The 20,855-nt window shown below is 73.0% G+C and carries 20 protein-coding genes; 7 read left to right on the forward strand and 13 right to left on the reverse strand.

Annotated features, from left to right (window positions below):
• Nucleotides 1-114: 114 nt before the first annotated feature.
• A complete protein-coding gene (locus tag RMN56_RS03345) occupies nucleotides 115-1,326 on the reverse strand; it encodes a helix-turn-helix domain-containing protein (RefSeq protein WP_313722383.1) in 1,212 nt (403 codons plus the stop codon).
• Nucleotides 1,327-1,522: 196 nt separating this feature from the next.
• On the opposite strand from RMN56_RS03345, the gene RMN56_RS03350 reads away from it, so the two are divergent.
• Entirely contained in the window at nucleotides 1,523-2,104 is a 582-nt protein-coding gene (locus RMN56_RS03350; protein WP_313722384.1) for an HD domain-containing protein, read from the forward strand.
• A gap of 80 nt (nucleotides 2,105-2,184) precedes the next feature.
• Here RMN56_RS03350 and dxs read toward each other — a convergent pair whose 3' ends face one another.
• The 4 genes from dxs to RMN56_RS03370 all read right to left on the reverse strand — a co-directional run bounded on the left by dxs (nucleotide 2,185) and on the right by RMN56_RS03370 (nucleotide 8,722).
• Entirely contained in the window at nucleotides 2,185-4,128 is a 1,944-nt protein-coding gene (gene dxs, locus RMN56_RS03355; RefSeq protein WP_313722385.1) for a 1-deoxy-D-xylulose-5-phosphate synthase, read from the reverse strand.
• Nucleotides 4,129-4,198: 70 nt separating this feature from the next.
• Nucleotides 4,199-5,359 (reverse strand): anhydro-N-acetylmuramic acid kinase, encoded by a 1,161-nt coding sequence (locus RMN56_RS03360; RefSeq protein WP_313722386.1) that lies wholly within the window; start codon nucleotides 5,357-5,359, stop codon nucleotides 4,199-4,201.
• A gap of 13 nt (nucleotides 5,360-5,372) precedes the next feature.
• A complete protein-coding gene (locus RMN56_RS03365) occupies nucleotides 5,373-6,662 on the reverse strand; it encodes a class I SAM-dependent RNA methyltransferase (RefSeq protein WP_313722387.1) in 1,290 nt (429 codons plus the stop codon).
• Nucleotides 6,659-8,722 carry an APC family permease gene (locus RMN56_RS03370; protein WP_313722388.1) on the reverse strand — a complete coding sequence of 688 codons (2,064 nt, stop codon included), beginning with the start codon at nucleotides 8,720-8,722 and terminating at the stop codon, nucleotides 6,659-6,661. The genes RMN56_RS03365 and RMN56_RS03370 overlap by 4 nt, the downstream gene beginning before the upstream one ends.
• Nucleotides 8,723-8,867: 145 nt before the next feature.
• Here RMN56_RS03370 and RMN56_RS03375 point away from each other — a divergent pair, with 145 nt between their 5' ends.
• A complete protein-coding gene (locus tag RMN56_RS03375) occupies nucleotides 8,868-9,533 on the forward strand; it encodes a potassium channel family protein (RefSeq protein ID WP_262284501.1) in 666 nt (221 codons plus the stop codon).
• A 2-nt stretch (nucleotides 9,534-9,535) separates the two neighbouring features.
• A complete protein-coding gene (locus RMN56_RS03380; protein ID WP_313724637.1) occupies nucleotides 9,536-10,225 on the forward strand; it encodes a potassium channel family protein in 690 nt (229 codons plus the stop codon).
• Nucleotides 10,226-10,243: 18 nt separating this feature from the next.
• Here the strand turns inward: RMN56_RS03380 and RMN56_RS03385 are convergent, their stop codons facing one another.
• From RMN56_RS03385 to dut, 4 genes are all read right to left on the reverse strand, one after another.
• The gene (locus tag RMN56_RS03385; RefSeq protein WP_376787270.1) at nucleotides 10,244-10,918 is read right to left on the reverse strand and encodes a DUF3159 domain-containing protein; all 675 of its coding nucleotides are present in this window, start codon (nucleotides 10,916-10,918) and stop codon (nucleotides 10,244-10,246) included.
• Entirely contained in the window at nucleotides 10,915-11,295 is a 381-nt protein-coding gene (locus RMN56_RS03390; protein WP_313722389.1) for an OB-fold nucleic acid binding domain-containing protein, read from the reverse strand. Before RMN56_RS03390 ends, RMN56_RS03385 begins: the two co-directional genes overlap by 4 nt.
• A 223-nt stretch (nucleotides 11,296-11,518) precedes the next feature.
• The gene (locus RMN56_RS03395) at nucleotides 11,519-12,172 is read right to left on the reverse strand and encodes a DUF3710 domain-containing protein (protein ID WP_313722390.1); all 654 of its coding nucleotides are present in this window, start codon (nucleotides 12,170-12,172) and stop codon (nucleotides 11,519-11,521) included.
• A gap of 25 nt (nucleotides 12,173-12,197) precedes the next feature.
• Nucleotides 12,198-12,695: a dUTP diphosphatase gene (gene dut, locus RMN56_RS03400; RefSeq protein ID WP_208602929.1), complete on the reverse strand. Its 498-nt coding sequence runs from the start codon at nucleotides 12,693-12,695 to the stop codon at nucleotides 12,198-12,200.
• Between the two features lie 86 nt (nucleotides 12,696-12,781).
• Here dut and RMN56_RS03405 point away from each other — a divergent pair, with 86 nt between their 5' ends.
• Entirely contained in the window at nucleotides 12,782-13,273 is a 492-nt protein-coding gene (locus RMN56_RS03405; protein WP_313722391.1) for a DUF3093 domain-containing protein, read from the forward strand.
• A gap of 18 nt (nucleotides 13,274-13,291) precedes the next feature.
• On the opposite strand, the gene RMN56_RS03410 is transcribed toward RMN56_RS03405, so the two are convergent.
• Complete coding sequence (locus RMN56_RS03410; protein ID WP_376787305.1) at nucleotides 13,292-14,098, reverse strand: hypothetical protein; 807 nt, start codon at nucleotides 14,096-14,098, stop codon at nucleotides 13,292-13,294.
• 213 nt (nucleotides 14,099-14,311) lie between these two features.
• Nucleotides 14,312-14,608 carry a DUF4193 domain-containing protein gene (locus RMN56_RS03415; RefSeq protein WP_091269374.1) on the reverse strand — a complete coding sequence of 99 codons (297 nt, stop codon included), beginning with the start codon at nucleotides 14,606-14,608 and terminating at the stop codon, nucleotides 14,312-14,314.
• Between the two features lie 437 nt (nucleotides 14,609-15,045).
• On the opposite strand from RMN56_RS03415, the gene RMN56_RS03420 reads away from it, so the two are divergent.
• The gene (locus tag RMN56_RS03420) at nucleotides 15,046-15,558 is read left to right on the forward strand and encodes a LytR C-terminal domain-containing protein (RefSeq protein WP_313724639.1); all 513 of its coding nucleotides are present in this window, start codon (nucleotides 15,046-15,048) and stop codon (nucleotides 15,556-15,558) included.
• 88 nt (nucleotides 15,559-15,646) lie between these two features.
• On the opposite strand, the gene RMN56_RS03425 is transcribed toward RMN56_RS03420, so the two are convergent.
• Nucleotides 15,647-16,468, reverse strand: a complete 822-nt coding sequence (locus tag RMN56_RS03425; protein WP_313722392.1) for an inositol monophosphatase family protein — start codon at nucleotides 16,466-16,468, stop codon at nucleotides 15,647-15,649.
• A 286-nt stretch (nucleotides 16,469-16,754) separates the two neighbouring features.
• Here RMN56_RS03425 and RMN56_RS03430 point away from each other — a divergent pair, with 286 nt between their 5' ends.
• Nucleotides 16,755-18,374 (forward strand): RNA polymerase sigma factor, encoded by a 1,620-nt coding sequence (locus RMN56_RS03430; protein ID WP_313722393.1) that lies wholly within the window; start codon nucleotides 16,755-16,757, stop codon nucleotides 18,372-18,374.
• 245 nt (nucleotides 18,375-18,619) lie between these two features.
• Nucleotides 18,620-18,853, forward strand: a complete 234-nt coding sequence (locus RMN56_RS03435; protein ID WP_013284786.1) for a DUF7455 domain-containing protein — start codon at nucleotides 18,620-18,622, stop codon at nucleotides 18,851-18,853.
• 184 nt (nucleotides 18,854-19,037) lie between these two features.
• Here the strand turns inward: RMN56_RS03435 and RMN56_RS03440 are convergent, their stop codons facing one another.
• Nucleotides 19,038-20,771, reverse strand: a complete 1,734-nt coding sequence (locus RMN56_RS03440; RefSeq protein ID WP_313722394.1) for a DEAD/DEAH box helicase — start codon at nucleotides 20,769-20,771, stop codon at nucleotides 19,038-19,040.
• Nucleotides 20,772-20,855 lie beyond the last annotated feature (84 nt).

The raw sequence follows: 20,855 nt of genomic DNA on the forward strand, positions 1-20,855 counted from the left end.
CTCAGGATTGAGAGGGACACGGCGACCAGGCACTCCCGCACCGCCCACCGCTTCCCGTGACGAGGAAGCTACGGAGCGTTGCGAGGTGGAACGGGTAGGGTTCGTACCCCTAGATCAAGAGACGAGGCCGACCTTCAGCGCGAGGTCGTGGACGTCGTTCCGCCCCGAACGCGGCCCGTCGAGCAGATCCAGCGTGATCTGCCGTGCATAGCCGTTGAAGCGGATCGTCTCCGGCGCCGACTCGTACGCCTGTCGAAGTGCCGCCAGGGTCATCTCGTTGTCACCCTTGCCGTAGTGACCACGAGCGACCTCGATGAGGTGGCGAGCACGACGCGGCCTCGACGGGATCGTTGCGGCGTCGACGCGGCGGGCCTGCCGCAGCGCCTCGCCGGGCTTCTGCAACTCGACGGCCACGGTGACGGCGTGGGCGCCCATGATGACCCGCGAGAAGGACGTCTGCGGCTGATAGAAGTCCTTCGGCAGGCGCTGCGCCACCCGGTCCGCGCGGTCCCAGTACCGCCAGGCCCGGCCCTCCTCACCAGCCCGGGCGGCGGTGTAGGCGGCTTCGAAGTTCAGCGCCCCCCAGAGCGCGAGAAGGTTGGCGTCCGCGTCGGCCGTCCGCGCTTCCAGGTTCGAGACAACGTCGAGCGTCACCGCCATGGCAGTGTCCCAGTCGCCGGCATCCCGGTGCACCTGGCACAGGAACCATCCCGCGCAGGCCAGCGCCTCGGGCTCCCCGGACTCCTGGGCGGCGACCATCGCCCGGTCGGCGACGCGCCAGAGGAGTTCGGCGGCCGGCTGATACGCGAGGAACATCTGCGCCAGCCCGAGCACCTCGGCCAGCAGAGCCTGGGCCTGCCGACGCTCGTCGCCCTCATTAGTCAGTGCGGCATGTTGGGCATCGCGAACCAGGCCCGGAAGCAGTCCACCGAGCACGGTGCGGTGGTCCGATGCCTGATGGCGTGCCCGCCAAGCTGCCGCCAGGCGTTCCCTGAGCTGGTCCAACGGCACCGGCGGAACGTCGCTGGACAGCGGGAACCGGTTCACGGCGTCGCGGACCGCGGCCAGGGCCGGATGCTCCGGGCCGTTGACGACGGCGGACCGGTCGCTCAACTCTCCGACCAGAGCGGACACGTCGACCTTGAGGGCGCGAGCGATCCGATCCAGCATGTGCACGCGCGGGGGCAGGATGCGATCGGTCTCCACCGCCTTGACCCACTCGGCGCTACGACCGACCAGGCCGCCGAGCACGGCTCGGGTCTTGCCCGAGCGCTCGCGGTAGACCTTGAGGCGCTGCCCGAAGGTCAGCTCCGGCATGGAGTCCATCCCGAACCTCCTCGTAGCGCGGGATGTGTCGCCGGCCCGCAGGCCGCCGCCCTGCCTACCGTACTCAGGACGTCTCACCCTGATAACCCCGAAATGCCGACGGTGGCGCGGCAAGTGCTCATCGTCCGCCACGTCGGACTAGCGTCTACGTCGAAGCTTTCGTGAGCGAAGGATTCACGAGCACAGGGACGGGCAGATGAGTGAGGACCCGAACGCCGCCGGAGCGGTGAGCTTCATCTTCGAAGCCGGCGTCCTCAAGCGCGCCGCCCGCACCGGCTGGTGGTTCGCCGGCGTCAAGCACCCCGAGTCCATCGCCGAACACTCGTTCCGCACCGCGCTCATCGGCATGATGCTCGCCGCCATGGAAGGCGCCGACCCGGCCCGCGTGTCCATGCTCTGCGTGCTGCACGACACCCAGGAAACCCGGATCACCGACATCCCGCACATCGCCAAGCGCTATCTCACCGCCGTATCGAACACAGCCGTCACCGCCGACCAGGTGGCCGACTGCCCACCGGCCGTCGTTGACGTCATCACCGCCGCCGTCGCCGAGTACGAAGCCGGCGAGACTCTCGAAGCGGTGGTCGCCCGCGACGCCGACAAGCTCGAATGCCTGGTCCAAGCGGTCGAGTACCGCCACCAGGGCATCGACAACGTCCAGCGCTGGATCGACAGCTCGCGCGCGGCGCTCAAGACGGCCTCCGCTCACCGCCTCGCCGACGCCGCTCTCAGCGGACAGCCACTCGCCTGGCTCACCCCGCCCACGCAGCCGGCGTAGACAGGCAGCGAGCGCAGCACCCAGATGCCGAACGGGCGGCCCTGCAGGAAGCAGGACCGCCCGTTTCGACGTAGCTGAGGTCAGTTCTTCGCGGTCGCCTCGTCGGCGGCCGGCTCGACCGACTGCGCGTCCAGCCCCGAGATCCAACCGGTGACGTTCCGCGCCACGTCCTGAGCCGTCAGCCCCAGGTCGGCGAGGATCTGCGCCCGCGTCCCGTGCGGGTGCCAGTCCGCCGGCACCCCCAGGTCCTTCACCGGCACCCGAACATCGGCGTCCCGCATGGCCTGGGCCAGCGCGGACCCCACGCCACCCACCCGGACCCCGTCCTCGACGGTGACGACGAGCCGGTGCCCGGCCGCCAGCTCGACCAGCTCAGCCGGCACGGGCCGCACCCAGCGGGGGTCGACCACGGTCACCCCGTACCCCTGCTCGGCGACCCGGGTGGCGACCTCCATGCCGAGGCCGGCGAAGGAGCCGACCGCGACGAGCAGCACGTCGGTACGCGCCGACTCGGCCAGCACGTCGACCGGGCCGACCCGGCGGACGGCCGGCACGTCGGCGGCCACGGTGCCGGTCGGGAAGCGCAGGATGGTGGGGCCGTCGTCCACGGCGACCGCCTCGCGCAGCTCCTCCCGGAGGGTGGCCGAGTCGCGGGGCGCGGCGATGCGCAGGCCGGGCACCACGCCGAACACCGACATGTCCCAGATGCCGTAGTGGCTGGGCCCGTCGGGGCCGGTGATGCCGGCGCGGTCCAGCACGAAGGTGACCGGCAGCTTGTGCATGGCCACGTCGAGCAGGACCTGGTCGAAGGCGCGGTTCAGGAAGGTGGCGTAGACGGCGACGACCGGGTGCAGACCGCCCATGGCCAGGCCGGCCGCCGAGGTGGCGGCGTGCTGCTCGGCGATGCCCACGTCGTACACCCGGTTGGGGTACTTGCGGGCCAGGGTGGCGATGCCGGTGGGCTCGGCCATGGCGGCGGTGACGCCGACGACGTCGGGGCGCTCGTCGGCGATGGTGACCAGCTCGTCGGCGAAGACGTTGGTCCACTTCACCGACGGCGCGGCGACCAGCCTGCCGGTCTCGGCGTCGAACGCGCCCGGGCCGTGGAAGCAGTCCGCCTCGTCCTCCTCGGCCGGGCGGTAGCCGTAGCCCTTGCGGGTGACCGCATGCACTATCACCGGGCCGCCGAAGTTCTTCGCGGCGCGCAGCGCCGACTCGACGGCGGGGACGTCGTGGCCGTCGACCGGGCCGACGTACTTGATGCCGAGGTCCTCGAACATGGCCTGCGGGGCGACCGCGTCCTTGATGCCCTTCTTGACCGCGTGCAGCACCTCGTACATCGGCTTGCCGACCAGCGGGGTCGAGCCGAGGGCGTCCTTGACGGTGTCGAGCACCTTCTCGTAGCCGGGGTTGAGCCGCAGCGACGACAGGTGGTCGGCGAGGCCGCCGATGGTCGGCGAGTAGGACCGGCCGTTGTCGTTGACGACGATCACGAGCGGGTTGCCGGCGGTGGCGATGTTGTTCAACGCCTCCCAGCACATGCCGCCGGTGAGCGCGCCGTCGCCGACCACGGCCACCACGGCGCGCTTCTCGCCGCGCAGCGCGTACGCCTTGGCGAGCCCGTCGGCGTAGGACAGGGCGGTGGAGGCGTGCGAGTTCTCGATGAGGTCGTGCTCGCTCTCCGCCTGGTTCGGGTAGCCGGAGAGGCCACCGCGCTGGCGGAGCTGGTCGAAGCCCTCCTGCCGGCCGGTGACGATCTTGTGTACGTAGGCCTGGTGGCCGGTGTCGAACAGGAGCCGGTCGCGCGGCGAGTCGAAGACCCGGTGCATGGCCAGGGTCAGCTCGACCACGCCCAGGTTGGGGCCGATGTGCCCGCCGGTGCGGGAGACCTTGGCGATCAGGAAGTCCCGGATCTCGGCGGCGAGGATGTCCAGCTGCTCGGCCGTCATCCGCTTCACGTCCTGCGGGCCGCGGACCGTGCCCAGCAGCCGACCGTGGTTGGCCGTGCCCTCTTCAACACTCATGACCGAAGAGTCTATCGGCCACCCGACAGCCCGCAGCGCGGCCGTGGATCTTCCCAGGTCAGGTCCCCGATCAGGGGACGACGACCAACCGGCGCGGCGGATCCGCCGGGGTGGCCGCCCAAGCCGGGCCGGCGGGGGTCCAGGAGCCCAGCACGGCGGCCCGGGACGCCCCGGTGACCGAGGGGAGGGCCCCCGGCAGCCCGTGCCAGGAGAGCCACCCCAGCAGGGCGAACGCGTACGCCTCCTTGGCCTGCGTCGGCACCCCCAGCTCGTCGGTGGTGCGCAGCCGCCAGCGCCCCGCCCCGAGGGCGGCGAGCCGGGCCCGGAGTGTGGGATTGCGCACTCCCCCGCCGGCGGCGATGACCTCGGTCACCCCGTGCCGGTCGCAGGCGTCCGCGACCGTCCGGGCGGTCAGTTCGGTGAGCGTGGCGAGCACGTCGTCGGCGGCCACCGGCTCGCCCAGGGCGGCCAGCCGGTCGTCCAGGTAGCCGGCGTGGAACAGCTCCTTGCCGGTCGACTTGGGCGGGGACGCGGCGTAGTAGGGCTCGGCGAGCAGCAGCGCCAGCAGCCCGTCGTGCACCCGGCCGGCCGCCGCCCAGGCCCCGTCGGTGTCGCAGGGGCGGTCCAGGAAGCGCCGGGCCGCGGCGTCCAGGAGGGCGTTCGCCGGGCCCACGTCGTACCCGAGGACCGGCGCCCCGGGGGCGACCACGGTGAGGTTGGCGATCCCGCCCAGGTTGAGCGCCGCCCGCGGCCCGGCGGCCGCGTCGAGCAGCAGGGCGTCGAACGCCGGAACCAGCGGCGCGCCCTGGCCGCCGGCCGCCACGTCCGCCGACCGCAGGTCGTGCAACACGGGTACGCCCACCCGGGCGGCCACCCGGGCCGGCGCGCCGAGCTGGAGGGTGCCCCGCACCCGGCCCGCCTCGACCCAGTGGAAGACGGTCTGCCCGGGCGAGACCACCGCGTCGACCGCGCCACCGGCCAGCTCGACGCCGGCCGCCGCCGCCTCGGCGAAGACCTCGCCGAGGCGGTTGTCCAGCCGGCAGACCGCCTCGATGCTGGTGGCCGCCGGGGGCAGCAGCCCGCCGATCTCGGCCCGCAGGTCGTCGGGGTAGTCCAGGCTGCGATGCCCGAGCGGCCGCAGGGTCAGCGTCTCCCCGTCCCGGCCGAACTCGGCCGCCACCACGTCCACCCCGTCGTACGAGGTGCCCGACATCAGCCCGACGATCTTCATCGCGCCAGGCTAGTCAGTCCGACGGCTCCAGGTCGTGGCGCGGCGTCAGACGCGCCGAGCTGGAGTCGTCGCAGGGCGGTAGGAACAGGCCGACCAGCTCGACGTGCTGGGTCATCGGGAACAGGTCGAAGCCGCGCAGCGCGGCGAGCCGCCAGCCGGCCCCGATGAAGGTGCGCACGTCCCGGGCGAAGGCCGCCGGGTCGCACGCCACGTAGGCGACCGCGCGCGGGTGGGCCGTGACGATGTCCCGCACCACCGGGGCGCCCGCGCCGGAGCGCGGCGGGTCGAGCACCACGAGGTCGACCGGGCCGGTGACCCGGCGGCGGGCCAGCGCGGTCTCGACCCGGGCGGCGACCACCTCGACCCGGGGCAGGTCGGCCAGGTTGGCCCGGGCCGCGTCCACCCCGCTCTGGCTCGACTCGACAAGGGTGACCCGGGCGTCGCCGACCCGGCCGGCGAGGGCCGCGGCGAACAGCCCGGCGCCGCCGTAGAGGTCCCAGGCGGTCTCGCCGGGGCGCGGGTCGAGCAGGTCGAGCACCGCGCCGACCAGGGTGTCCGCGGCGGCCGGGTGCACCTGCCAGAAGCCGGACGCGGGCAGCGTCCAGTCCCGGTCGGCGGCCACCTCGCGCACCTCGGCCGGGCCGCTGACCGGGGTGGGGACCCCCTCGGCGTACGCGACGACGCTGACGTCGCCGCCGGTGGAGGCGACCGTCTCGACCGCGTCGGCGTCCGGCCAGCGGGCCCCGCTGGGGGCCAGCACCGGCAGCTCCTGGAGGGCCGGGTGGGCGATCAGGCAGCGGTCGACCGGCACCACCTCGTGCGAGCGGTGCTTGAGCAGCCCGGCCCGGCCGGCGGCGTCGACCGCGTAGCGGACCCGGGAGCGCCAGCCGAGCGGGCCGCCGGGCAGCGCCTCGACCCGGACGCCCAGCACGTCGACCTGGTCGTCGGTGAGCCCGCCCAGCCGGGTGAGCTGCTCGCGCACCACGGCGAGCTTCCAGTCGAGCTGGGCGGCCGGGGTGACGTGCTGGAGGTCGCAGCCGCCGCACCGGCCCGGCTTCGCGTACGGGCAGGGTTGCTCGACCCGGTCCGGTGAGGGGGTGAGGATCTCCACGGCGTCGGCGCGGGCGAAGCCGCGGTGCAGCTCGGTCACCTCGGCCACCACCCGCTCGCCGGGCAGCGCGTGCCGGACGAAGACCACCTGACCGTCGACCCGGGCCACGCAGTGCCCGCCCGGAGCGACGGCGTCCACGGTCAGCTCGACCCGCTGCGCCTCTTCCAGCCCGCTGCGGGCCGGCGCGGTCACGGGCGCTCCCCCGCACCGGTCTCGCCGGGCGGCGCGGACACCACCGGCGGGACGCTGGGCGGCAGGGTGCTGCGCGGGGCGACCCGGGGGCCGCGCGCCGGGCCACGGGTGAGCGTGGCGTCCAGCCGGTCCAGGTTCTTGCCGGCGGTCGAGGCGAGCTGCCAGGGCACGCTGGTGACCATCACGCCCGGTTCGAAGAGCAGCCGGCCCTTGAGCCGCAACGCGCTCTGGTTGTGCAGCAGGTTCTCCCACCAGCGGCCCACCACGTACTCCGGGATGAAGACGGTGACCACGTCGCGGGGCGACTCCCGCCGGGTCGACGCGACGAAGTTGAGGATCGGCCGGGTGATCTCCCGGTACGGGGAGTCGATCACGGTCAGCGGCACCGGCAGCTCCCGCCGCTCCCAGTCGGCCTGGAGGTCCCGGGTGTCCTTGTCGTCCACGTTCACCGTCACGGCGGTGAGCGTGTCCGGCCGGGTGGCCCGCGCGTACGCGATGGCCCGCAGGGTGGGCTGGTGCAGCTTGCTGACCAGCACGATGGCGTGGTTGCGGGCGGGCAGCACGGCGCGCTGCTCGGTGGGCTCCAGCTCGGCGGCGATCCGGTCGTAGTGCCGGCGGATGGCCAGCATGACCAGGTAGATCATCGCCATGGCGGCGATCGCGATCCAGGCGCCGAGCAGGAACTTGGTGAGCAGCACGATGATCAGCACCACGCCGGTCATCGCCATGCCGAACGCGTTGATCGCCCGGGAGCGGACCATCCGCCGCCGCGCCTCCGGGTCGCGCTCGGTGCGCAGGTGCCGGTTCCAGTGCCGGATCATGCCGGCCTGGGACAGGGTGAACGAGACGAACACCCCGACGATGTAGAGCTGGATGAGCCGGGTCACCTCGGCCTGGAAGCCGATGATCAGCACGACCGCGGAGACGGCCAGGAAGACGATGCCGTTGGAGAAGGCCAGCCGGTCGCCCCGGGTGTGGAACTGCCGGGGCAGGTAGCGGTCCTGCGCCAGGATCGAGCCGAGCACCGGGAAGCCGTTGAAGGCGGTGTTCGCGGCCAGGAACAGGATCAGCGCGGTCATCCCGGCCACCACGTAGAGCAGCACCGAGCCGTCGCCGAAGACGGTCTGGCCGAGCTGGGTGGTGACGGTCTTCTGCACGTAGCCGTCCGGCCCGGAGACGATCTGCGCCGGGTCCTCGACGAACTGGAGGCGGGTCAGCTTGGCCAGCCAGATGATGCCGACCAGCATGCTGACCGCGATGGTGCCGAGCAGCAGCAGGGTGGTCGCCGCGTTCTTCGACTTGGGGGCCTTGAACGCGGGCACGCCGTTGGAGATCGCCTCGACGCCGGTGAGCGCCGCGCAGCCGGAGGAGAAGGTGCGCAGCAACAGGAAGATCAACGCGAAGCCGGTCACGCTGTGCTCGGCGTGGATCTCCAGGCCGGCGCTCGGCGCCCGCAGGTCGTGACCGAGGATGAAGATCCGGACCAGCCCGGTCAGCAGCATGCCGCCGATGACGATCACGAAGCCGTAGGTGGGGATGGCGAACGCGGTGCCCGACTCGCGCAGGCCGCGCAGGTTCATGGCGGTCAGCAGCACCACGGCGCTGACCGCGATGAGCACCTTGTGGGTGGCCACGAACGGCACCACCGAGCCGAGGTTCGCGACGCCCGAGGAGACCGACACCGCCACGGTCAGCACGTAGTCGACCAGCAGCGCGCTGGCCACCGCAAGCCCGGCCCGCGGCCCCAGGTTGACCGTCGCCACCTCGTAGTCCCCGCCGCCGGAGGGGTAGGCGTGCACGTTCTGCCGGTAGCTGGCCACCACGGTGAGCATCACCACGACGACCGCGAGCGCGATCCACGGCGAGAAGAAGAAGGCCGACGCGCCCGCGATGGAGAGCGTCAGCAGGATCTCGTCGGGGGCGTAGGCGACGCTGGAGAGCGCGTCGGAGGCGAAGACCGGCAGCGCGATGCGCTTCGGCAGGAGAGTGTGCTGGAGACGGTCGGACCGGAACGGTCGACCGAGGAGGAGTCGCTTCAGCAGCGAGGTGGGTCTGGCCACAAGCGCCAAGAGTACGACCACCCCGGTCGGGCGGTGGGGGTGGCCAATCGCCCGCGGGGTACGGTCGGTCCCCCGCCGGGCGCGGGGACGTGGCAGGCTCGCAATCGACGGGCCAGCGTGCGGCACCGTGGGAGGAGCGGACACCGTGCATGTCGTGATCATGGGCTGCGGCCGGGTCGGGTCGACCCTGGCGCAAAGCCTGGAGTCCCGGGGGCACTCGGTGGCGGTGATTGACCAGGACGCGGACGCGTTCCGCCGTCTCGGGCCGGACTTCGCCGGCATCACGGTCACCGGCGCCGGCTTCGACGGCGAGGTGCTGCGGCAGGCCGGCATCGAGCGCGCCGACGCCTTCGCCGCGGTGTCCAGCGGCGACAACTCCAACATCATCTCGGCCCGGCTGGCCCGGGAGACCTTCGGTGTGTCCCGGGTGGCCGCGCGCATCTACGACCAGCGCCGCGCCCAGGTCTACGAGCGCCTCGGCATCCCCACCGTGGCCACCGTGCGGTGGACGGCCGAGCGGATGCTGCGCCACCTGGTCCCCGAGGGCAACGTCGAGATGTTCCGCGACCCCACCAGCACCGTGTCGATCATCGAGGTGCCGGTGCACAAGGACTGGATCGGCCGGTCGCTGCGGCAGCTCGAGGAGGCCACCGGAGCCCGCGTGGCCTACCTGATCCGGTTCGGGATCGGCACGCTGCCCACCGCCTCCACCGTGGTGCAGGAGGGCGACCAGGTCTTCATGCTGGTGACCGACGACATCGCCGCCTCGGTCACCTCGGTGGCGGCGGCGCCGCCCGAAGGGGGGCAGTGAGCATGCGCATCGCCATCGCCGGCGCCGGCAACGTGGGCCGGTCGATCGCCCAGGAGCTGATCGACAACGGCCACCAGGTGATGCTGATCGAGCGGCAGCCCAAGATGCTCCGCCCCGACCGGGTGCCGGCCGCCGACTGGGTGCTCGCCGACGCCTGCGAGCTGGCCAGCCTGGAGGAGGCCAACCTGGCCGGCTGCGATGTGGTCGTGGCCGCCACGGGCGACGACAAGGTCAACCTCGTGGTGTCCCTGCTGGCCAAGACCGAGTTCGCGGTGCCCCGCGTGGTGGCCCGGGTCAACCGGGCCGAGAACGAGTGGCTCTTCACCGAGCAGTGGGGCGTCGACGTCGCGGTGAGCAAGCCGCGGGTGATGGCCGCGCTGGTCGAGGAGGCGGTCACCGTCGGCGACCTGGTCCGGCTCATGACCTTCCGCCAGGGCGAGGCGAACCTGGTCGAGATCACCCTGCCGCCCACGGCGCCCTACGTCGGGCAGCCCATCCACGCGGTGCCTATCCCCCGGGACGCGGCGCTGGTGGCGATCCTGCGCGGCAAGCGGGTGCTGGTGCCCAGCCCCGACGACCCCATCGAGGCCGGCGACGAGCTGATCTTCGTGTGCACGGCCGCCGTGGAGAACGAGGTCCGGGCGGTGATCCTCGGCCCGGACAGCGTCGACCGCAAGCGGGAGCGGTCCTGACCGGCGGGCGCCGGGGGCTCAGGCCCCCGGCAGCGGTTCCGGCGCGGGCTCCCGGGTCACCCGGCGCACCACCCAGACGGTGATCAGCAGCAGCAGGGCATACGGCGGGTAGCCCAGGGCCAGCCGGGCCACGCCCAGCGCGGTGTCCTGGTGGGCCAGGTAGAGCCCGGCCTGCACGCCCACCTTGGCCAGCCACACCACGCCCCACAGCACGGTGAGCTGGGTGAAGGTGCGCACCAGCCGCGGGTCGTCCCGCCACTCGGAGCGGCCCTTGGCCACCAGCACCGACCAGATCCAGCCGACCAGCGGCTGCCGGATGGCCGCCGAGAGCAGCAGGGCCAGGCCGTAGCCGATGCCGTAGAGGATGCCGGGCAGGTAGAAGTCGCGCTCGTCGCCGGTGCGCCAGGCGATGGCCGCGCCGATGGCGATGCCGAACAGGCCGTTGACCGCGTGCCGCACCGGCCGGCGCTGGGCCAGCCGCAGCCCGGCGATCAGCAGGGCCACGGCCACCGAGGCGATCACCGCGGGGCGCAGGTCGCCCACCACGTTGGCGATCACGAAAACCACCACGGGGATGCTCGACTCGACCAGGCCCCGCCAGCCGCCCAGCTGGTCGGCCATCTGCTCGGCCATGCTGGGCAGCCGCTCGTCCTCCGGCCCGAGCTCCGGCTCGGTGTGCTGTCCGGTCGTCACTTCGGCGACTCCAGCTCGTAGTACGGGTTGTAGATCACCTTGCGGTCGTCCCGTACGGCGACCCGGCCGCGGGCGGTCAGGTGCCGGCCCGGCTCGATCCCGGCGATGTGGCGCCGGCCCAGCCAGACCAGGGTGACCACGTCGCTGCCGTCGTAGAGGTCGGCCTCCAGCGTGGGCAGGTTGGTCCGGGGCGTGTAGACCACCGTGCGCAGCCGCCCGGCCACCGACACCACCTGGCCGCGCATGCACTGGTGGGCCGGCATGCCGCCGGACTCGGCGCTCTCCCGGCGCAGCTCCTGCGCCTCGATCTCGGCCTCGCTCGCGGTGAGCCGTTGCAGGAGCCGCCGCAGCGACACCCGGCTCTCGTCGGTCGTCATGACCTCCGCGTCACCTCTCCACCTCGGCCGGCCCGCGCCGGCGCCCTGGATCGGCCGGCCGCGCCGGCGCGGCCCCGCAGGTGGCGGAACCTTCCCGCCAGCGTACGCCGATCCGGTCCGCCGGCGGGACCGGCGTCGGGGCGTACCGCTGCCGGGTCCGGACGCGCGACGGGCCCGGCGTCGCCGGCGTCACGCCGACTCGACCGGGCCCGGATCGGGGTGCTCAGACCTCGCGCTGCTGGGGCGCGCCTTCCTGCCCGGCCTGCTGCTCGGCCACCTCGCGGGGCAGCCGCAGCGGCAGCGGCTCACGGACCGGCTTGGCCTCCTGGCCGCGGTCGACGACCAGGCCGTCCAGGCAGGCCGCGAGCGGACCGGCGGCGTCGGGGTTGGTGGCGGCGGCGCCCTGGAACACCCCGCGCACCATCCAGCGCGGCCCGTCGATGCCGACGAAGCGCAGGTCGGTGATGCCGTCCGGGGTGCGGACCCGGGCGCGCAGCTCGGTGCCGTACTCCCCCTGGACCTCCTGGGCGGCGGCGCCGTCGTTGAACAGCGACTGCCGGATCTCCTCGCGCACCTCGTCCCAGATGCCCTCGGAGCGGGGTGCCGCGAAGACGCCGAGCTGGAGGGCGTTCTCGCCGTGCACCAGCACCACCTGCTGGATGACGCCCTGCGGGTCGGCCTGCACCCGCACCTCGACCTCGGGCACCGCCGGGATCTGCAGGCTGCCCAGGTCGAGCCGGGGCGCGTCGGGCGCCTCGGCCAGGTCGTAGGGGCCGCGGGCCGGCGCCTGCGGGGTCTCCTCGGCGTCGAGGACGCCGCTGTCCCGCTCGTCACGCGCGTGCCGCGCGCCCTCGGCCCGCTTACGGGAGAAGATCACTGCGCCCACCCTCCGCTGTTCGCACTCACCCTGCCACCTCTTCCGTCCGCCCGCCCGCCGGAGCCGGGACCAGCCCGGCGTGCCCGCCGGTGGAGCCGTGCCCGCCGGTCCCGCGCCGGGACGCGGGCAGCTCGACCACCGGCTGGAACTCGGCCCGGGCGACCCGCTGGACCACGAGCTGCGCGATCCGGTCACCCCGGCTGATCTTCGCCGGCGTCTCCCGATCATGATTGATCAGGTTGACCAGGATCTCACCCCGGTAGCCGGCGTCGACCGTACCGGGCGCGTTGAGCACCGTCACGCCGAGCCTCGCCGCCAGCCCCGATCGGGGATGCACCAGGCCGACGTACCCCTCCGGCAACGCGATGGCCACGCCGGTCGGCACCAGGGCGCGCCCGCCGGGCGGCAGCTCCACATCCGCGGCGGCCACCAGGTCCGCGCCCGCGTCGCCGGGATGGGCGTACGCCGGAAGCGGCAGTTCCGGGTCGAGTTGCCGCACGGGCACGGGTACGACGTCTGTCACGGTCATCCTCTTCCGTCCGGTCCTTGCGGGGTGACCCTGCCATCCTGCCGGTTCCGCGGCCGTCCGCGCGCCGTACCCTCTGCACTGTGCGTCAGTCGTCATCCCCGGCCGCCCCGGTGACCGCCGCTCCGGACTACTCGGAGCGCCTCGGCCTGCCCTGGTGGGCGTGGCCGATCGGCCTGGCCCTCGCCGGGCTGCTCGCCGCCGAGCTGTGGATGGGCGCGACCGGCGTCCGGGCCTGGTTGCCGTTCGTGCTGCTGATCCCGGCGGCGGCGGCCACGCTCTGGTGGCTGGGCCGGATCCGGATCACGGTGCGGGCCGGGGAGCTGCGGGTCGACGACGCGCACCTGCCGGTGCGTCACGTCGCGGACGCGGTGCCGCTGGACGCGGCCGGCCGGCGCGAGGTGCTCGGTGTCGGCGCCGACCCGCTCGCCTTCGTGGTGCAGCGCCCCTGGGTGGGCGGCGCCGTGCAGGTGGTGCTCGACGACCCCGACGACCCCACCCCGTTCTGGGTGGTCAGCTCCCGCCACCCGGTCGAGCTGGCCGCGGCCCTGATCGCCGCCCGCGACGCCGCCTGACCCGCCCGCCCGGTCGGGTCAGGACCACTTGCCGCCGGCAAACGCGTGCGCCTGGTGCCGGAGGTCCTTGCGGAGCTGGTCGGCCAGGTTCTTAGTGGACCGGCGGTTGAGGTAGCCGGCCACCGCGGCGCCGGTCAGGAACGGGCCGAGCGTGGTGAGGTTGCGGCCGAAGCGGCGCAGCAGGCTGTCCCGCAGTTCCCGGCGGGCGGCGGTGCCGAGCACCGCGCTCACCCCGGCCCCCGGGATCATCGGGTTGATCCCCCGCTGGGTGGCCCAGGAGTGCAGCAGGGACACGGCCCGCTGGGCGCCACCGGGGGGCAGCGGCACCCGGTAGACCTCGTGCAGCTCGCCGATCAGCTTCAGTTCGACGGCCACCACCGCGACCGTCTCGGCGGCCAGCAGCACCGGCGCGGAGAGCAGGGTCGGCGTGACCGCCCACTCCACCGCGGCCACGCCGCCGCCGGCCGCGCCGACCCCGGCCGTGGTCCGGGCCGCGTTGCGGACCAGCCGCTCGGCGAGCGCCTCGTCGTCCAGGCCGGGGAAGTGCCTCCGGAGGGTCGCCAGGTCGCGGATCGGCACGCGCGGGGCGACCTCGGCGACGGTGTCCGTCATCCAGCGGATCGCCGCCTTCGGCTTGTACAGGTCGGTGATGCCGCGGGCGCGGGTCTGGGCGACCAGCCGGGTGAGCAGCTGCCGCCGGCGGCCGGGGCCGATGTCGTCCTCGGTCAGCGCCGCGACGGTCGCGCCGAGCTGCGCGGCGTCGGCGTCGGGCTGCTCCGGCCGCGCGCCGTCCGGCCGGCCGGCGTCGGCACCCCCGCCGGGCAGGATCGATTTCTTCTCGGTCGGTCGGTCCGCGCCGGTCCCCTCGGCGCCCGGCCCGTCGGCCCGCTCGCTGCGCTCGCTCACCCGTCCGCCCCCTTGCTCCGCACGGCGTCACCCCCGCCGGTACGAGTCAAGCAGCTTCCGGCCACCGCCGCACGGCGGCTCGATAAGCGGCGGCCCCGTCGAGGAGGCCGCCGCCGGTGTCTCGGGTCGGGGTCAGACGCACTCGCGGCAGATCAGCTCGCCGTTGCGCTCGACCGCCAGCTGGCTGCGGTGGTGGACCAGGAAGCAGCGGGCGCACCGGAACTCGTCCTGCTGCATCGGTAGCACCTTGACCGTGAGCTCCTCGTCGGCCAGGTCGGCGCCGGGCAGCTCGAAGCTCTCGGCCACCTCGGCCTCGTCGACGTCCACGGCGCCCGACTGTGTGTCGACGCGCCGGGCCTTGAGCTCTTCCAGGCTGTCCTCGCCGAGGTCGACCTCGTCGCGACGCGGGGCGTCGTAGTCGGTGGCCATCGGTTTCACTCTCCCATATCGATATGGTCGCTTCCGGTTGTAACGCCGGACGACGCTGTTTCGGTTCCGCTGGCCGGCCACCAAAAGTGTCGGGCACCCGACCCGACCGTCGTGGGGCCGGGACCGCCAGGAAGGAACTCCCCCAGCGAGCGCGGAACCTTACCCCCCCTTTGGGCGAGGCATGTATACCGCCCTCGTGGCAGAGATGTACGCCCCGGCGCCCGAAGTTGTTCCCAATGTGACTCAGGCGACACGAAGATAGGGGTAGTAGTACCCGTTCCCCCGGTGGCGCGCCGGCATGTCGGACTGTTTCCACGCGACGGCCGGACAAGCGTTAACCTCAGCGGCGTACTCGACGGCCGGCGGGGCGGACCGACCGCCGGCGGTCGCCGCCACCCAATCACGTCCGGGGAGCGCCCAGAATGAGTTTTGCGCGAGTGCGGGCACTCGTTGTCGTCGGACTGCTGGCGGCCATCGCCCTGGTCTTCGTCGTCGTCGCGCTGGTCCGCGACACACAGAGCAAGGCCGGCACCGCCGCAGACTGCCCGGAGGGCTGGCCGATCGCCGACGTTCGCCTGCGCGAGCAGAAGGACGTCAAGATCAACGTCTACAACGGCACCGACGAGGCCGGGCTGGCCGGCAGCGTCGCGGACGACTTCCGCAACCGCAAGTTCCAGGTCAAGAAGGAGGCCAACGCCCCCAAGGCCGTGGACGGCGTGGTGGTGCTGCGCTACGGCCCCAAGGGTGTCGGCTCCGCGCACCTGCTGCGGGCCTACTTCCTCAACGAAGCCAAGCTGGACCCCGACCTGAAGCGCAAGGACGACACGGTCGACGTGATCCTCGGCAACGGTTTCCAGCAGTTGGCCACCACCACCGAGGTCAACCAGTCCCTGGGCGACCTCGGCTCGCCGCAGGCGCCGACCGGCACCTGCCCCGGCCCGGTGAAGTAGCCCGGCCGTTCGGTCGACCCGTCAGCGCGAAAGAGTGGCCTCCCCCCGGCGGGGTGGCCACTCTTTCCGTACGTGCGGACGGGACCGGTCACGGGCCGCCGGAGGCGTCCAGGGCGGCGAGCCGGGTGTGCAGTGGCTCGTAGAGCGCCGGCGGCGCGGCGAGCACCAGGTCCGGACCGGCCGGCCGGCCCGACAGCCCGGTCACCAGCAGCCCGGCCTCCCGCGCGACCAGCCCGCCCGCGGCGAGGTCCCAGGCGGCCAGCCCCTTCTCGTAGTAGGCGTCCACCCGGCCCTCGGCGGCCAGACACAGGTCGAGGGCGGCGGCGCCCATCCGGCGGATGTCCCGCACCTGCGGGATCAGTTCGGCGACCACCCGCGCCTGGTGCGCCCGGCGGCCGGCGTCGTAGCCGAACCCGGTCGCGATCAGCGCCTGCCCGAGGTCGGTCTCGGCGGAGCAGCTCAGCCGCTGCCCGTCCCGCCACGCGCCGCCGCCCGCGGTGGCGGTCCACTCCTCGCCGGTGGCCACGTTGCGCACCACCCCGGCGACGACCTCGCCGGCCACCTCCGCGGCCAGGGACACCGCGCAGTACGGCAGCCCGTAGAGGTAGTTGACGGTCCCGTCGATGGGGTCGACGATCCAGCGCACCCCGTCCTCGGCGGCCGGGCCGGTCTCGCCCGCGCCGTACTCCTCGCCCAGCACGGCGTCGCCGGGCCGCAGTGCCCGCAGCGCCTCCAGCACCTGCCGCTCCACCGCCCGGTCGGCGGCGGTGACCACATCGGTGACCGTGCTCTTGGTCGCGGCGACCGAGACCCCCTCGGCCCGCATCCGGTGCGCGGTGGCCGCGGCGTCCCGCGCCACCTCGACGGCGATCGTGAGCAATTCCTGCGGCGTGGGTGCCGAGGCGATCATGTTCGTCCCCTTCCGGCACGACGCGGACCTGCCGCTTCGTGCGCGGGTATCATCCTTACAAAGTCCACAACTGCGCCTGATCGGTGGTCCGTACGGCCGGTCCGCCGTGCGGCGCAGGATGATCGCGGCAGACGGCGTTACAATTCACCCTGCCCACGCGCCACGGACCGCCACCGACCGGCCGGCCCGGGACACGGGGGTCCCTCAACGACATCGCCCGACACCGCGTTCCTTGCCGTGCCGGACGACCCGGCCGTGCTCGCTCTTCGCCTCCGGAAGGTCATTCGTGACAGAACCCCGCCAGCCCGGCGCCGACGTTCGTTCGCTCACCGACACCCTGATCGCCCACGCGCAGAGCGCCGGCGGCCAGCTCACGTCGGCCCAGCTCGCGCGCACCGTCGAGTCCGCTGAGGTGACCCCGGCTCAGGCCAAGAAGATCCTCCGTGCGCTCTCCGAGGCGGGCGTGACGGTGGTCGTGGACGGCTCCGCGAGCACCCGCCGCCGGGTGGCCGCCGCCCGGTCCGCCACCCCGGCCTCCCGGGCCACCACCGCCAAGACCACCAAGAAGGCCGCCGCGCCCGCCCCGAAGCAGGCTCCGGCCGCCGAGGAGTCGCCGGCCCCGGCCCCGCGGAAGGCGACGGCCCGCAAGGCCGCCGGCGCCACCGGCACCACCGCCGAGGTGGCCGCCACGGCCGCCGCCCCGGCGAAGGCCACCAAGACGACCCGGGCCACCAAGGCCACCGTGGCCGCCAAGAACGCCGCCGCGAAGCCGGCCAAGGACGCCCCGAAGGGCGAGGGCCCCGAGGGCGAGATCGATCCGGAGGAACTCGCCGCCGAGATCGAGGACGTGGTGGTCGAGGAGCCGGCCGAGCTGACCAAGGCCGCCGAGGCCGACGCGGCCAGCTCCGCCACCGACAACGACTTCGAGTGGGACGACGAGGAGTCCGAGGCGCTGAAGCAGGCGCGCCGGGACGCCGAGCTGACCGCCTCCGCCGACTCCGTGCGGGCGTACCTGAAGCAGATCGGCAAGGTGCCGCTGCTCAACGCCGAGCAGGAGGTCGAGCTCGCCAAGCGGATCGAGGCCGGCCTCTACGCCGCCGAGCGGCTGCGCGCCGCCGACGAGGGCGAGGAGAAGCTCACCCGCGACATGCAGCGCGACCTGATGTGGATCTCCCGGGACGGCGAGCGGGCCAAGAACCACCTGCTGGAGGCCAACCTCCGGCTGGTCGTCTCGCTGGCCAAGCGCTACACCGGTCGCGGGATGGCGTTCCTCGACCTCATCCAGGAGGGCAACCTCGGCCTGATCCGCGCGGTCGAGAAGTTCGACTACACCAAGGGCTACAAGTTCTCCACGTACGCCACCTGGTGGATCCGCCAGGCCATCACCCGCGCCATGGCCGACCAGGCCCGCACCATCCGCATCCCGGTGCACATGGTCGAAGTGATCAACAAGCTTGGTCGGATCCAGCGCGAGCTGCTCCAGGACCTGGGCCGCGAGCCCACCCCGGAGGAGCTGGCGAAGGAGATGGACATCACACCGGAGAAGGTGCTGGAGATCCAGCAGTACGCCCGGGAGCCCATCTCGCTCGACCAGACCATCGGTGACGAGGGCGACAGCCAGCTCGGCGACTTCATCGAGGACTCCGAGGCGGTCGTCGCGGTCGACGCGGTGTCGTTCTCGCTGCTGCAGGACCAGCTCCAGCAGGTCCTCCAGACGCTGTCCGAGCGCGAGGCGGGCGTGGTACGCCTGCGCTTCGGTCTCACCGACGGCCAGCCGCGCACCCTGGACGAGATCGGCCAGGTGTACGGCGTGACCCGGGAGCGCATCCGGCAGATCGAATCCAAGACCATGTCCAAGTTGCGGCACCCCTCGCGTTCCCAGGTGCTCCGCGACTACCTGGACTGACCGGCACGCGTCAACCAGACGTGTCGGTTTGATCACCAGCCGTAGAACACTCTCCGGTGACCTGACGGTTGCCCGTTTGTGATCGTTGACGTGGCACCCTTGGTGCACGGCACACTGTCTCCCACGCCAGGTGTGACCTCCGTCCCCGACGGGCACACAGGGAAGGCAGGGCCCGAGAAGGGTGTTGCACGATAGGTGAGCAACCGAAGAGAGTGTTCATCGGTGACGACCAGAGGAGGAAGGCGATGACCCCGACCCTCACGCCGCCGCCCGAGACGGTGAGCCCCCCGGCCGCCGATGAACGGTGCGACCGCTGCAATGCTGCCGGCAAGCTCCGGATCACTCTGGCGGGTGGGAGTGAGCTGGTGTTCTGTGGGCACCACGCGAACAAGTACGCGGAGGATCTCGTGAAGATCACCGTGCGCTACGCGTCGGACCCCGAGTTCAGCTGGCGTGGCGCCGATCTGATGGCGAACTGAGTACGAGGAATCCGCAGCTCGACATAAAGCCGGCCGGAGGTCCCCAGGGACCTCCGGCCGGCTTTTGCGTACCCCCGTCCCCACCTACCCCGAACCCGGTTGATCATGAGGTTTGCGGCAGTATCGGCGATCCACTTCGCCGCTAACCTCATGATCACCCGGACGGGGTGAGGGGGCGGGGGGGTCAGAGGGTCTGGACGGTGGCTATGCGCTCTTCCAGTTGCTCGATCGTTGCCTGGGCGCTGGGTGGGCCGCCGCAGAGGCGGCGGAGTTCGGCGTGGATCTTGCCGTGCGGCTGGCCGGTGCGGTGGTGGCGGGCGGCCACCAGGGCGTTCAGCTGCCGCCGGAGGGCCACCCGGCGCTGGGCGGCACTCATGGGAGGCGGGGCCGCCGACGGGGCCGCAGGGGCCGGCTCAGCGGTCCGCTGGGTGGCCCGGCGGCGCTGCGCGGCGAGCTGCTCGGCCTGCCGCTTGGTGAGCAGCATCGAGACCTGGTCGGCGGTGAGCAGCCCGGGCAGGCCGAGGTATTCCTCCTCCTCCGGGGTGCCCGCCTGGGCGGCCGTGCCGAACGAGGCGCCGTCGAAGATCACCTGGTCCAGCTCGGCGGTCGCGGACAGCGCGGCGAACCGCTTCTCCAGCTCGCCGCTGGCCTGGTCGTCCCGCTGGGCACGCTCCAGCAGGTCGTCGTCGAGGCCGTCGGAGTCCTTCGGCTTGCCCAGCACGTGGTCCCGCTCGGCCTCCATCTCGCTGGCCAGACCGAGCAGGTGCGGCACGCTGGGCAGGAAGACCGAGGCGGTCTCGCCGGGGCGGCGGGCCCGAACGAACCGGCCGATCGCCTGCGCGAAGTAGAGCGGGGTGCTGGCGCTGGTCGCGTAGACGCCGACGGCCAGCCGGGGGATGTCGACGCCCTCGGACACCATCCGCACCGCGACCAGCCAGCGCTGTTCGGAGGCCGCGAACGTCGCGATCCGCGCGGAGGCGCCCTGGTCGTCGGAGAGCACCACGGCGGCCTTCTCACCGGTCACCTGCTCCAGCAGCTTGGCGTACGAGCGGGCCACCTGCTGGTCGCTGGCGATCACCAGACCGCCCGCGTCGGGCATGCCGTTGTTGCGCAGCACGGTCAACCGGGCGTCGGCGGCGCGCAGCACCTGCGGCATCCAGTCGCCGGCCGGATCCAGCGCGGTCCGCCAGGCCTGCGCGATGAGGTCCTGGGTCATCGGCTCGCCGAGCCGGGCGGCCAGCTCCTCGCCGGCGTTGGTGCGCCACCGGGTCTCCCCCGAGTACGCCAGGAAGAGCACCGGCCGGACCACGCCCTCGCGCAGCGCGTCGGAGTAGCCGTAGACCGAGTCGGCGCGGGAGCGGAGCAGCCCGTCCCCGCCCCGCTCGTAGCTGACGAACGGGATCGGGTTGTCGTCGGAGCGGAACGGGGTGCCGGTGAGCATGAGCCGGCGTACGGCGGGCTCGAAGGCCGCCTTGACGCCGTCGCCCCAGGTCCGCGAGTCACCCGCGTGGTGGATCTCGTCGAGGATCACCAGGGTGCGCCGGGTCATGGTGCGCCGCCGGTGCACCTGCGGTGCCATCCCGACCTGGGCGTACGTGACGACCGCGCCGTGGAAGTCGGCCGCGGAGTGCAGGTCGGCGTTGCGGAAGGCGGCGTCGAGCTGGATGCCGACGCGGGCGGCGGACTCCGCCCACTGGGTCTTCAGGTGTTCGGTCGGCGCGACCACGGTGACCGCCTCGACGGTGCCGTCGTTCAGCAGCTCGGCGGCGATCCGCAGGGCGAACGTGGTCTTGCCGGCGCCGGGCGTGGCGACCGCCGTGAAGTCGTCGGTGCGGCGGCGCAGGTACTCCACCATCGCCTTGCGTTGCCAGGCACGCAGGGGTGGGAATGTGTCGAGCGCCGGCAACCGCGGTGCCACGTAGCTCCTCTCCGACCGCACGACGGCGGACCCCGGCCGAGGGCCACGGGTGCGGCCGCCCATGAAAAGGCCCTCGCGCATCGG

This window comes from Micromonospora halotolerans (assembly GCF_032108445.1).
In the GTDB taxonomy this organism is placed as follows: Bacteria; Actinomycetota; Actinomycetes; order Mycobacteriales; family Micromonosporaceae; genus Micromonospora; species Micromonospora halotolerans.